The organism is Pontibacillus halophilus JSM 076056 = DSM 19796 (genome assembly GCF_000425205.1).
Classification (GTDB): Bacteria; Bacillota; Bacilli; order Bacillales; family BH030062; genus Pontibacillus_A; species Pontibacillus_A halophilus.
The window spans coordinates 1-12952 of record NZ_AULI01000031.1 but is presented as its reverse complement, the minus strand read 5'-3'; the positions used below and the strand labels follow the sequence as shown (position 1 = coordinate 12952).

Annotated in this window: 14 protein-coding genes and 1 pseudogene; 11 read left to right on the top strand and 4 right to left on the bottom strand. The window is 41.2% G+C overall.

What is annotated here, in order from left to right:
• The 3 genes from H513_RS0117550 to H513_RS0117535 form a co-directional block, all read left to right on the top strand.
• On the top strand, nucleotides 1–313 hold a 313-nt coding region (locus tag H513_RS0117550; RefSeq protein ID WP_026801817.1), incomplete at its 5' end, for an IS3 family transposase.
• Nucleotides 314–1017: 704 nt separating this feature from the next.
• Nucleotides 1018–1461, top strand: a complete 444-nt coding sequence (locus H513_RS0117540; protein ID WP_026801887.1) for a pyridoxamine 5'-phosphate oxidase family protein — start codon at nucleotides 1018–1020, stop codon at nucleotides 1459–1461.
• A 466-nt stretch (nucleotides 1462–1927) separates the two neighbouring features.
• On the top strand, nucleotides 1928–2581 hold the full coding sequence (locus tag H513_RS0117535) for an alpha/beta hydrolase (protein WP_026801886.1): 654 nt from the start codon (nucleotides 1928–1930) through the stop codon (nucleotides 2579–2581).
• 130 nt (nucleotides 2582–2711) lie between these two features.
• Here H513_RS0117535 and H513_RS0117530 read toward each other — a convergent pair whose 3' ends face one another.
• From H513_RS0117530 to H513_RS0117520, 3 genes are all read right to left on the bottom strand, one after another.
• A complete protein-coding gene (locus H513_RS0117530) occupies nucleotides 2712–3089 on the bottom strand; it encodes a carbonic anhydrase (protein WP_026801885.1) in 378 nt (125 codons plus the stop codon).
• A 37-nt stretch (nucleotides 3090–3126) separates the two neighbouring features.
• Nucleotides 3127–3411, bottom strand: a complete 285-nt coding sequence (locus H513_RS0117525) for a hypothetical protein (protein WP_026801884.1) — start codon at nucleotides 3409–3411, stop codon at nucleotides 3127–3129.
• 108 nt (nucleotides 3412–3519) lie between these two features.
• Nucleotides 3520–5004, bottom strand: a complete 1485-nt coding sequence (locus tag H513_RS0117520) for a methyl-accepting chemotaxis protein (protein ID WP_026801883.1) — start codon at nucleotides 5002–5004, stop codon at nucleotides 3520–3522.
• Between the two features lie 293 nt (nucleotides 5005–5297).
• Between H513_RS0117520 and H513_RS21845 the strand changes: the two genes are divergently transcribed.
• From H513_RS21845 to H513_RS21740, 4 genes and pseudogenes are all read left to right on the top strand, one after another.
• Nucleotides 5298–5636, top strand: a complete 339-nt coding sequence (locus H513_RS21845) for a hypothetical protein (RefSeq protein WP_026801882.1) — start codon at nucleotides 5298–5300, stop codon at nucleotides 5634–5636.
• Nucleotides 5637–5650: 14 nt separating this feature from the next.
• Nucleotides 5651–6502 carry an aminoglycoside 6-adenylyltransferase gene (locus tag H513_RS0117510; protein WP_026801881.1) on the top strand — a complete coding sequence of 284 codons (852 nt, stop codon included), beginning with the start codon at nucleotides 5651–5653 and terminating at the stop codon, nucleotides 6500–6502.
• 5 nt (nucleotides 6503–6507) lie between these two features.
• Nucleotides 6508–7059, top strand: a pseudogene (locus tag H513_RS21745) (histidine phosphatase family protein); the annotation flags it as partial.
• Nucleotides 7054–7602, top strand: a complete 549-nt coding sequence (locus H513_RS21740) for a GrpB family protein (protein ID WP_330981699.1) — start codon at nucleotides 7054–7056, stop codon at nucleotides 7600–7602. The pseudogene H513_RS21745 and the gene H513_RS21740, both read left to right, overlap by 6 nt.
• 86 nt (nucleotides 7603–7688) lie before the next feature.
• Here H513_RS21740 and H513_RS0117500 read toward each other — a convergent pair whose 3' ends face one another.
• Nucleotides 7689–8141: a MarR family winged helix-turn-helix transcriptional regulator gene (locus tag H513_RS0117500; RefSeq protein WP_026801880.1), complete on the bottom strand. Its 453-nt coding sequence runs from the start codon at nucleotides 8139–8141 to the stop codon at nucleotides 7689–7691.
• 149 nt (nucleotides 8142–8290) lie between these two features.
• Here H513_RS0117500 and H513_RS0117495 point away from each other — a divergent pair, with 149 nt between their 5' ends.
• From H513_RS0117495 to H513_RS0117480, 4 genes are all read left to right on the top strand, one after another.
• A complete protein-coding gene (locus H513_RS0117495; protein ID WP_026801879.1) occupies nucleotides 8291–8713 on the top strand; it encodes an organic hydroperoxide resistance protein in 423 nt (140 codons plus the stop codon).
• 315 nt (nucleotides 8714–9028) lie between these two features.
• On the top strand, nucleotides 9029–10618 hold the full coding sequence (locus H513_RS0117490) for a BCCT family transporter (protein ID WP_026801878.1): 1590 nt from the start codon (nucleotides 9029–9031) through the stop codon (nucleotides 10616–10618).
• Between the two features lie 282 nt (nucleotides 10619–10900).
• Nucleotides 10901–11860, top strand: coding sequence for an oxygen-dependent tRNA uridine(34) hydroxylase TrhO (trhO, locus tag H513_RS0117485; protein ID WP_026801877.1), 960 nt, complete (start codon nucleotides 10901–10903; stop codon nucleotides 11858–11860).
• 531 nt (nucleotides 11861–12391) lie between these two features.
• Nucleotides 12392–12922 (top strand): hypothetical protein, encoded by a 531-nt coding sequence (locus H513_RS0117480; protein ID WP_026801876.1) that lies wholly within the window; start codon nucleotides 12392–12394, stop codon nucleotides 12920–12922.
• Nucleotides 12923–12952: the final 30 nt, after the last annotated feature.

The window sequence follows — 12952 nt, the reverse complement described above, 5'->3', positions numbered from 1 at the left end:
TGACTTAAATAACGTTCAAGTCTTTCACACGGATCGTGGTAGTGAATTTAGAAATAAGCTCATTGATGAAGCCTTAGCAGCCTTTGACATTAAGCGTTCCCTAAGCTTAAAAGGGATGCCTTACGACAATGCGGTAGCCGAAGCGACCTTCAAATGTATTAAAGTAGAGTTCGTCAAAAAAGCTGCCTTCGAGAGTGAAGAGAGCCTAAGTCTTGAATTATTTGACTACGTCAACTGGTTCAATCGGATACGAACCCACAGTACCCTCGGTTACCTAAGTCCAATAGAATTCAAATCGAAGCACCTTAATTAAACTGTCTAGTTTAGTGTTGACATTCCATTAGGGTTCCTACTAGGGTTGCTGATTTATAGAAGTGAAAAATCCGGGATGTATTTGTTTCTATCAATCCTTATCACGTGGGCTTCAATTCCACTTGGAGTACAATTGGCAAGTATATTAGCTATATAATATTTCCAATTGGATAGATTACACTTCTATATATCTTGCAATTGAGACCTCCACAAACGTGGGCTTATCTGCAGTAAAGATAAGTCTCTTTTTTTATGGAAAAGGATTGAGTTCCTTGACCCTGTTTGAAATAATTGGAATTACATAGGCTTTCTTTATCAATCAAAACACTAACATTAAATAAGGAGGTACTATGAAAAAAGCATTATTAGCTATATCAGTAATTGTTAACCTGGTTTACTTAATTAACGTACTGGTTGATTTGGGAATCAGACTGTCTAATGTAATGAATGTTATCTTGGGGTCGATATTTGTTATAAGTATATTGGGGGCAATATATTTCCTAGTAAAATCAAGACAAAATTCGGGCTATCACCCTTATCTGTCACTTACGGTGCTTACATTAAGTATAGCCTCCTTTGCATGGCTTGCTTTTATAAATTATTTATCATTAATAATGAGTGTGTAAGGGTTCTTATAACGTCGATATCTTGGAATTAAGTCTTTGACGATCGAGGGCTTTACTGTAATAGAAAGGGGGATGACAAATGGAGATAATAAAGGGTGAACGCAGTTTTGACTTGGATAAATTCTTAGAGAAACCCTTGTTTGCACATCTATCGACGTCTTCACCCGAAGGCCCTAGAGATTCGCCTGTATGGTTTTTATGGGAAGATAAATGTCTTTGGATTATAGGAACACCTGGAGATACATTTCCATTACGGATTAAGGAACAACCTAGTTGCGCTATAGGTATTGTGGATTTTGATCCTGGAACAGGGAAAGTACTGCACGCGGGCTTTAGAGGAAAAGCAACTGTAGAATCATTTGATTCTAGCTTAGCTAAACGCTTATTTACAAAATATTTAGGTCCAAATGAAAATAACTGGGATTGTAGATTTAAAGATCAAGATCCTAATAATGTCTTAATTCGATTTGCGCCTGAAACTGTAGTAGTTAGAGATCAATCGTATAATGTCGATGAAAGTTGATACTCAAAAAATTAAGTTGAAATATCTCGAAATCAAGTCTTCCTGTAAAGGGTGCGAGTGTTCAATAAAACATTAGCCCTTTAGAACATAAACGCAGGGAAACGGATAGAGCAGCATATTATCCAAAAATAAAAGACGCCCTATAAAGGACGTCTTTGCGTATTGCGGCGAGAGACAGCACTCCACATTAGTGCCTTGCCATAAAGGCGCGTCAATCTCGTCTTATGCAATTCAGCTCATCGCTACGCTAGTATAGCATACCGTAACTATAATATCTAGTAGAAAATTATCTTTATCGTAGTAACGGGGGTGTTAGTGAAAGATTTACTCAGAGTGATCTTGATTTCAAGTCCTATTGTATTGGAGGTTAATCTTAGCTAGTAAGTAAATTAAAATACTATCGTCATGTTAATCTAAAGCTACTAAGGCAAGACGATTGAAGAATAAGGGAAGAGGAGAGAAGGTTATGAACGTATCTATCCATAGTGTCACCAGCAGTAGGGGTGAACTCTCAGTTACATACATAAAGAATAATTCTTCTAAGATTTGTATCATGCTTTCTGGGAGGAGTTATTCTTACGACCGTCCTTATATGTACTATTCCACGATGCTTATGTTGGAGAAGGGGTTTGATGTGATTCATGTTCATTACGACTACAATGAGGAAGAAATCGTTGGAATGGTGCAGGACACACCTATGTTGGTTTCTCTCGAGGTGGAACAAGTGATGAACGAATTCATTCAACCAAATCGTTACACATCCATCACCTTTGTCGCCAAATCGCTAGGAACACTACCTCTTGTGCTAGATGCTGAGAGATTCATTGATCAACGACCAACTTCCTACGTACTTCTCACTCCTTTGTTGCTGAAAGACCAATTCAAAGAGTCTCTACTGAGATTGACGAATCCCGTATATGTGATTATGGGCACAGAGGATCGACATTATGATAAGTGCTTCTTAGACCAACTCAACAGGAAAGAACATATGAAGACCACGGTAATCGAAGGGGCCAATCACTCGCTAGAGTATACCGACTTTAACACCACTCGTTCATTAGACTTGGTCAAGCACACGATGAAAGGAATTGGGTGTTTTATAGATTTGATAGAGGAATGAACGCTCTCGTTATCATAATATTTCTTTCTGCAAGAAAATGTTCTTTAACAACCCCATCATCTCCTTCTTGCATCAACATGATCTTAAAAAGAAGGTCGACTCAATTAGTCAACCTTCTGTACTTTAATCTTTACACTTCTTCTACTTCCCAATTCTCATTCACAAATAAGCCAATCACTGTGATTGGGAATCCCCAACCTTTGACAATGGATATACCCTCGCGTATTTGTTGTTCTTGGATTTCACGAGACACTGGGTTACCGGCACAATCATGGTGGCCAACAATGGCTAATACTTCAGAACCGTGTGCTTCAACGGAGATGCGTACTTTTTCTTTCATTGAAGCTAGCTGCGCTTCAGTACCATTTACAAGAATGTTATTTGGGCCTGCTTCTGTGATGGTATCCACGTATGGAGCACCGTATCGTTCTTGCATCCAAGTGTTTACAGGGAGTTGTACTCTCCCATCCATGCAGTTGATGACTGTAGAAAATTGTTTAGAACTCATGAAAAAGCCTCCTTTTATGTAACGACTATATATTAGTTTAATCATGAAGGAGGAAACTTTCAAATGATTGTTGTGGTTCAGCGTAACTATTGAAATAGAATAACATGAAGATAGACGCAACAATTCCAAACAAGCATAGGACTTTGCCAACGGTAATCAAGCTTCCAGAGCGGTCAACATTCTTCCTCAAGCGTTTGCTATAGGAAAATCCAAACCAAGCTAGAGCTAAACCTACTAATGGTGTGAAGCGAGAGAAGACAGGGGAGTAGATGGCGATAAGCGCGAGCACTCCGAATAATAATGGGATATTCCTTCTATTCATATGAGACCTCCTATGCTAGATTCGTTATTCTAACGTATTCATAGGAGAGGGGAGCTAGACCTAGAAAGAAAAAACGAAACCTGGTAGATAGGTTTCGTTAATTTATGTCTATTGGATTTTCGTTTCAATCTCCCTCGAAACGGTTGAAATGGACCCGATCTCATGTGAAATGGCTTCAATGGATTGAGTCTGGTCTGCAATGGTTGCCAAGATTTCTTCAGTTGTAGCAGCATTTTCTTCGGCTGTGGATGACAAGTCTTCCATAATGGCAAGGATGTCATTCTTCTTCTCGTACATGGCAGCACGACCATCAGAAATATCTTGAATAATGGCATTCATCGTCATGAGCGATTGAGAGATGTCTTCAAATGAACGGTTGGTGGATTCAAGACTCGTGTTCTGTTCAATAGCAAGTTGCTGCACGTGCTGAACGGCGTCCACAGCACCTGATGCTTGTTCGGTCAGTTGTTGAATAACAGAGGCAATTTCATGGTTGAACTGACTCGATTGTTCAGCGAGCTTACGAATTTCATCTGCGACGACAGCGAATCCTTTGCCAGCTTCCCCGGCGCGAGCTGCTTCAATCGAGGCATTCAATGCGAGTAGGTTCGTTTGACTCGAAATGTTGTCAATTTGAGCGCTAGCTCGTTGGATTTTTTCAGCGCTTTCTTTCGTTGTCCCAATCATTGCATGGATGTCTGAAATGGACGCATGGCTCGTTTCAGTCTTTTGAGTTAAATGCATCAGTTCCTTTGAACCTTCTTCTTTAAGTGTACTCGCAGACTGATTGGCTTCTGCGAGTTTCGTTAAGTGAACATCATGCTCTTCAAGGTAGTGTGAAAGCTGATTCATGTGTGCAACGCCGTGTTCTGTTCGCTCTGCCTGCATGGAAGAGCTACTCGCAATTCCATTCATGGCTTCTCCGATTTCTTGTGAGGACGAGACGATAAGCTGACTAGAAGATTCAAGAGTTGTCGTCCCTGCCGCAAGTTGTTGCGTAGAAGATTTGGCTTGTTCCATTAATGAAATTACCCTATCAGATTGTTGCTGCGCCTCTGTTGCGTAAGTATGAGATTGGCGAATCAATCCTTCTCCTGATACACAGATAAAGTAAGTCGCACTCCATGTCATCGCATAGGCAACAAACATAATCGTTAAGTCGAAAATTCCTTCAACTTGTACAAGTCCAGTCGTTGTTAAGCCAATTAACATGATGATGCCTAACGCACCTGATAGACGAATGATAGTTCGGTTTAAATAAAGCAGAGACAACCCAAGATACAAAAACGCAATTGTCCATGATAAAGATGACGGCAAGATTGAAATGACCGAAGCACAGATTACGTAAGACAAGCTCACTGTAATGAATTTCGCGTAGCTTTGGTCGCTAGCTAATCGATACGTGAAGAACATGCCAGTTCCTGCAATAAGTCCAGTTACGACATAAACCAATAGACCAGTCCATGTAACATACTCCAACCTTAGAAAGACATAGATAATCGGGTATGAAAGAAGGATCATACTCATAAGTAAGAAGCTTAATCGTTTTGTTGCGATTTGTTCAAATTGTGTTCGTGCGGTGTTTTCATTCATAAACTGAAGTTCCTCCTAGAGTTCAATGAGTTGCACAACGGTGGTGTTACTCAATGATCGATTTACGATTCTTTATGTCATTCTTGCTCGTGTTCTAGTACCATGTTCCTAATCTATATCGGTAAGTATAAAGATTTGTTAATCTTTTCTAGAGAGTTCAGACGTAAAGGATGGATATGGAAGGATGGAGGGTATAAAGAACTGGTTAGATGATAAAGATGAAGCGCTTTCCTTTCAAATCACAATCGTGTAGAATAAATAGTGCGAAAGTTTCGAATAAAGGAGTGGCAAACATGGGTCCGGCAGAAACAGTTTCACCGGTCTTTCTTATTTTCTATTACTTATTGTTTGCGTTGACACTTGCAATGGCGTTGTATTGCATAAGACGTCGCATCCTCATTAACAGTTCAATACTCGCGAGCGCACTATCGCTTCTTATCCCTCTACTAAATATCCTCTTCACGATCGACCGAGATCCAATGTTGAATGAAATGCAACACTTAGCTTATGGATTGCAACAAGGGGAAATATGGACATTGCTTATCTTCGGAGGATCATTCTATCTATTAATCTACTGGACGCTTGTATTTGTGAAATTGGGAAGCGGGAACCGTACAGAAGGGCTTCAATAGTAAAGGGGATGGACATGAGAACAGAAGAAGAAGTTATGGGACTCATCAAGAATGTGGGAGCTGAAGACGAGCGAATTAGGGCGGTGTGGCTAAATGGATCCCGAGTAAATCCGAACGTTAAGAGTGATGTATTCCAAGACTATGATGTCGTGTTTGTCGTAGATCAATTACCTCCCTTCTTGGAAGCGACCGACTGGATTAACGTGTTCGGTGAACGAATTATTACTCAAATGCCAGAAACCTTTGGAGTGGACGTTCCTTCTGAAGAACGTCCTTTTTCTTATTTAATGTTGTTTGAGGATGGGAATCGCATTGACTTAACGCTGGTACCGCTTCCTTTAGCAAGTGAACGATTTCTTAAAGATTCGCTGACGAAGGTGCTGCTTGATAAAGACGAGCAGTTTCTAACCTCAGTACAACCATCAGAAGAAAGTTACTATGTTCAACCTCCAAGTGCTAAATTCTATGAACAGACGGTGAATGAATTCTGGTGGGTGAGTACGTATGTAGCCAAAGGGCTAGCCCGCAAAGAGCTTCCTTATGCCAAGGCGATGATGGAAGGACCAGTACGTGCTATGTTGAATCGCATGCTCGGTTGGTTTGTTGGGACGCTGCACCAATTTCAAGTTAATGTAGGGAAGGAAGGGAAATATTTAGAGTGGTTCCTTCCGAAAGAAAGATGGTCGCAGGTGAAAGGGACATACGCGGGTGCTGATTATGCTGAACAGTGGGATGCATTATTTGAAGCGTATTCTGTAATGGAAGAGCTTATGAGAGAGTTGGAAACCTTCTTTCAATACCCGTCTGTCTCTTATCAAGGCGTGAGGCATTATGTCAAAGACATTAGAGAAAGATGTGAGGAATGAAGCTAATGAAAACCATCGTCTATTTCGTTCGCCATGCCCACTCCATTTATACCCCTGATGAACGAGAAAGGCCTTTGTCCCAGGAAGGAAGGGAGCAAGCTTCTCGTATTACGAGCTTGTTTGCCGAAGTCCCAGTCGATGTTGTCGTGTCTAGCCCCTATTCCCGTGCAATCGAAACTATAGAAGGAACTGCGCATCAGCGGAATCTTGGCATATTAGAGGTGGAAGCCTTCAAAGAGCGACGCCTCGCTTATAATGCTGTAGACGATTTCCAAGCAGCGATGGAAGCGGTGTGGGCAGATGACACCTTTTCATGGGAGGGGGACGAGTCAAATGTTGAGGCCCAATTGCGTGGGGTCGAGGCACTTAATGGTCTGCTCGAACGTTATAAAGGTCAAACGATCGTGGTAGGGACGCACGGGAACTTGATGACGTTAATGATGAATTACTTTGACAATCAGTATCACTACTCCTTTTGGCAATCGTTGAAGATGCCTGATGTGTACAAGTTAGTATGGGAAGATGGACAGTATGTGGGAGCGGAACAAGTAATGGAAAGAATGTCTAGTGTAGGTAACAAGAGAAAGGTAGAAGTATACGCTTATCAGGAAGAATGGAAGCAGAAGTTCCATGAAGAAGCCGCGCAGATAAGGGGCGCGCTCGGCGAGCAGGTAGTAGCCATCCATCATATTGGCAGTACGTCTATCCCTGGCTTAGCCGGAAAGCCAATTATCGATCTTCTCCCAGTCGTTAGAAAGATAGAAGAAGTGGACGCGCGAGTCGCTTCAATGAAGGAACTTGGCTACGTGGCAAGAGGGGAATACGGACTTCCTGGACGACGCTTCTTTCTAAAAGGGGATGAAGAAAGACGAACCCATCATGTTCACATCTACGAAGAAGGAAGCGCTGAAATCACAAGACATTTAGCCTTCCGCGATTACATCGCAGCGCATCCTACCATCCAACATGACTACTCAACATTAAAGCGACAGCTAGCCGAGAAATATCCTTATGATATGGATGGTTACATAAGAGGGAAGCACGAATTCGTTCAACAAGTAGAGAAGGAAGCATTAGTTTGGCGTGACTTAGCGAAGTAATGAATCTTGAATATGGACCTTGCCGTATGAAATAGAATTTAATCTAACACACAATGAAAGAGCCGCAGTGTAAACTGCGGCTCTTTCTATGCTTTCGTATCTCCATTCTTCACATGAACCGACTGCAACACTTTCATGAGCGTTCCCTTCATTTGAGACAATTCATCTGGGTCAACATCAATATGGTCAAGCAATAAATGAGGAATATCGTTCGCTTGTTTCCGTGCAGCGCGACCTTTCTCTGTCAACGTAACCACAACCACTCGTTCATCTTCTTTAGAACGAATGCGCTGAAGGTAATCTGCTTGTTCCATACGCTTAAGCATTGGGGTCAGCGTTCCGGAATCAAGATAAAGACGATGGCCTAATTCTTTGACCGTTAAGCGATCTTCTTCCCATAAGACGAGCAACACTAAATATTGAGGGTACGTAACGTTTAACTCCTCTAATAGAGGACGGTACAACTTCGTAATTTCTCTTGCAGTCGCATAAACGGAGAAACACAGTTGATTCTCTAGACGTAAATGTTCATCAGCCATTAGGAATCTCTCCTTTTCTGGAACAAGTATACAAAACTTTCGAACAGGGGACAATTCTATTGTCTAAGGGAGCGTTTTGTTTTGACATCCCTAAAAGGTTGTAGTAAATTAAATTGTGCACAACCTAATTAGAAAAAGGAGAGGGTATCATGGAAAAAGCATTGTACACAGCAGAAGCAACAGCGCAAGGTGGACGTAAAGGAACCGTTACATCGAGTGACGGAACAATCGACTTTGAACTTTCTATGCCGAAATCATTAGGCGGTCAAGAGAAAGAAGGCGCAACAAACCCTGAACAACTATTCGCAGCAGGATACTCTGCTTGCTTTGATAGCGCTCTACAACTTGTTGCATCACAAGCGAAGAAAGCAATTAAAACAGCTGTAACCGCTCAAGTGAGCATCGGTAAAGAGGGCGAAGGATTCGGTCTTGGTGTTAACTTAAATGTAGATGTAGAAGGTGTTTCACAAGAAGAGGCGGAGGACCTTGTACAGAAAGCACACCAAGTATGCCCATACTCTCGTGCAACACGTGGGAATATTGAAGTGACATTAAATACAACTGCCAAATAAACACACGTGAGAGGTGCAGGAGCGTCCTGTGCCTCTTTTTTATGCCTTTTTTAGGAGGGCGACACATTCTTTCACCATTTGGTATGACGGTGCTCATCCTTCCTTATCCTCTCTAATCCTCATAATCTCTCTACTACATATCGGTTGACGTGTATGGTGCGGTTCTCTATAATTTAGCACTATGTGAAAAAAGGTCGGAAATATAAGGAGATGGATGCTATCTGATACGACTATCGAACGACTTCATAGCCTATAACGAAAAAAATAACTAACAACCTGTCCAGGTTCGATAGGAACTAAACTAGGAGGAAAATAATGACCGACGAAACGAATAGGAGAACGAAGATTGATTGGGTCACATTCGCCATCAGCGGTGGATTTCTCGTACTTTTTCTAATCATGTCTGTATTTAACAAATCTTTGATGGGAGAATGGATCACGAGCTCGTTCGACTTTTCTGTTAAATTCTTTGGTGCTTTCTGGCAAGTGCTCTTACTAGCGACGTTTATAGTAGGAATAGCACTCGCATTATCAAAATATGGAAAAGTTAATCTCGGAAAACTGAACAAACCAGAATATAGCCTATTTCGATGGGTATCGATGATTCTGTGTACATTACTAGCTGCAGGAGGGGTGTTCTGGGCAGCGGGAGAACCGATGTATCACTACCTTACAACCCCGCCACTTCTTGACGAACAAGGCATGTCGAAAGCCGATGCAGTCATTCCAGGTCTTGCGCAGAGCTTCTTCCACTGGGGATTTACAGCTTGGGCATCACTTGGAACAGTCGCAACGATTGTACTAATGTATGCGCACTATCATAAAGGATATCCATTGAAACCTCGTACAATTCTTTATCCAATGTTCGGAGAAAAGATCTTTAATCGAAAAAGTGTCATAGGTTCAGTAGCGGACATTGTGTCTATTATTGCAGTAGCAGCGGGTACAATAGGACCAATTGGATTCCTTGGCCTGCAAGTGGGCTACGCACTCGAATATCTATTTGGGGTACCAGATACAATCTTGACTGAATCGATTGTCATCATTTTTCTAGTCGCAATTGCTTCCATTTCAGCTGCATCAGGAGTTGATAAAGGAATTCAACTGATGAGCCGCTTAAACGTAGGACTTGCAGTCGTCCTCATGTTTGGCATGCTGATTCTAGGACCAACTTTATTTATCATTGATTCCTTTATCGGAGCAGAAGCGTATCAAATTCAAAACTTCGTACGTATGAGTCTTTATCGAGGAGACCAATCGTGGTTAGGTTACTGGACGATCTTCTTCTGGGGCTGGTTCATTGGATTCGGACCAGCAATGGCGATGTTTATTAGCCGTATCTCTCGCGGAAGATCGATCCGAGAATTAATTCTTGCCGTTGCGATTATTGCACCATTAGTCAGTAACTTCTGGTTCGCATCCGTAGGTGGCTCAGGGATTTTCTTCGAAATGAAGAACCCAGGCGCCATCTCAACCGCATTAAATGATAGCGGCATGCCGGCAGCCGTGATGGCCATCATGGAACAACTTCCACTTGGAATGGTCATGGCTACTGGCTTCCTAGTTGTAACCATTATCTTCGTGGCGACAACTGCCGACTCAATGTCCTACTCAGTAGCTGTTACCCTAACAGGAGATGCTCACCCATCTCGCTGGTTACGTATTTTCTGGGCGCTATTATTCGGTTTCATCGCGGCTTCACTATTAAGTATCGGAGAAAGCAGCATTCAAACGCTGCAGAACTTTATCGTTGTAACGGCCGTACCCGTCTCCATTCTCTTGCTGCCACCAGTTTGGGGAGCACCTAAAGTCGCCAAACTTATGGCGATTGAACAAGGGATTGTGAAAGACACGAAAGCCACTTCTGAAGAAGAAGAAACACAACCTGAAGCTAAATCTGTATAAGCATGGAGAAGGAAAGGATGGTTCGCCATCCTTTCCTTTCTTTATGTGTGAGGATGGAAGAGGGGTTGTTATGATGGGAGAGTACGCCAAGTGTGGCCGTTGATCCTGGTAGAACCACAATAATTTCAAAGCCTCAGCCTACATTAACTAGAACCTTCCTATCAAATCATTGATTTCTGCCCAAAAGGTGATTACAATATGGAATTGTGTATTTAGTAAGGCGAACACCCTTGGATACCTTATTATTTATATTTGGGAGATATAAAGTTAGAGGTGAACACAATGGAGAATAAAGAATATCAAGTATTGTTGTATTATCAGTATGTAACGATTGATGACCCAGAGCAATTTGCGAAGGATCATTTAGCGTTTTGTAATGAGCTTGGCCTGTTAGGGCGTGTGCTGGTTGCAGAAGAAGGGATTAACGGGACCGTTTCTGGTACCGTTGAAGCAACAGAAGCGTATATGAAGGCCATGCATGACGATGAACGTTTCGCAGAAATGCCATTTAAAGTGGATGCTGCGGAAGGTCATACGTTTAAGAAAATGCATGTGCGTCACCGTCCTGAGCTTGTGACGCTTCGTCTTGAGGACAATCACAATCCAAACGACATTACAGGGGAGCATTTAGAGCCGAAAGAATGGTATGAACAAATGCAGCGCGAAGATACAATTATCTTAGATGCCCGTAATGATTATGAATACGACCTGGGTCATTTCCGTGGCGCAATCCGTCCGGATATTGAGACGTTCAAAGAGCTACCTGATTGGGTCCGTGAGAATAAGCATATGTTCGAAGGGAAGAAAGTTCTCACCTATTGTACAGGTGGAATTCGATGTGAGAAATTCTCCGGCTGGCTTATGAAGGAAGGGTTCGACGTAGCGCAATTAAAAGGCGGAATTACGACATACGGCAAGGATCCTGAAGTGAAAGGTGAACTATGGGATGGACAGATGTTTGTGTTCGATGAACGTCTTACAGTTCCGGTGAACCAAGTCGAACACACGATTGTTGGTGAGGATTACTTCACAGGAGAGCCATGTGAACGCTTTGTGAACTGTGGAAATCCTGAATGCGACCGCCGTATGATGATGACCGAAGAAAATGAGCACAAATATATGAGAAGTTGCAGCCACGAGTGCCGCACACACGACAATAACCGTTATGTGAACGAGTATAATTTGAGTGAAGAAGACGTGCAGGCACGCTTAAGCCAAATCGAACAAGAGAGTCACGTATAGACGCGAATAGAGAAAGGCTAGCTTATAACCAATAAGCTAGCCTTTTTTGATATTACTTACATTTTCTCGGCCTTGAAAGCAATGACAACGGAACTAATTTTGATAATATGTGAATGATTTTATATTTCTATTAGTAAAAATACCTTTTTTACTACTTCTAAAAATTTAGTGATATTTACCAATTAAAGAGACTTTACCATAGGGTTTTATGCATAAAGAGAAAGTGTGAAGATAGGGTGTAGTAGTAAAGGTGAAATTTGAAACCTATAAGCATGTAGTAGAGAAGGAGTTAGGGCTTGGTGGTTTCAAGTATTAGAGAGCATCCATCACTAAAGAAATGAAGGCACAATGAATGATGTGATAATTAAAGGAACTTAAATTACAATTGTGGAAACTTATGATACACCAACTTAGATTATCTAAGTTTACTGTATAAGGGTAATTTCTTTATTCAACTAACGGGGCAGTAATGTTAAACAAAGGATTTAACTATTTTATGGTAAAATAAGGATAAAGAAGAGGGGTGTTTAGATGACTTTACATCATTTTATTGGGGCAAATATAGAACTTCCTATTGGTAGTTTTGGTAGGAACCCAACATATAAACCTCTTTCGGAATTGAAACTAAAAGGAATTAGTTTAGATAAACATTTGAAGAAGAATAACGGTTCTAAGCTCGTAAAGGTTTATGAAACAGAAGAAGATGCAAATGGAATTGATGTTTTTGACTTAGATACTGGATATGAACCTATAAGAAATAAAATCACCACGCCTTTTGTATATGAAGTGCAAGGATACTTGCACGCAAACAATACATCAGGTCAACGTAAATCAATTAAATCAATTTTTAGTTATATTGATGAACATTTATTAGAAGGGGATTTCATTGAAATATACTCTTGTTGGGATGGACATGAGGAAAAAGAAAAAGATGACAGTAAAGATGTAGTAATTAACCTTAGTACGCTACAATTCGGAAAACATTTAAAGTTAAAAGATATAAATCATCTTTGCGAAACATTCTTTTTAGAAGATAAGCAATACGTGTTGATAAAGAAATAAAGGATATTACACTATTTAATTAACGGGTGC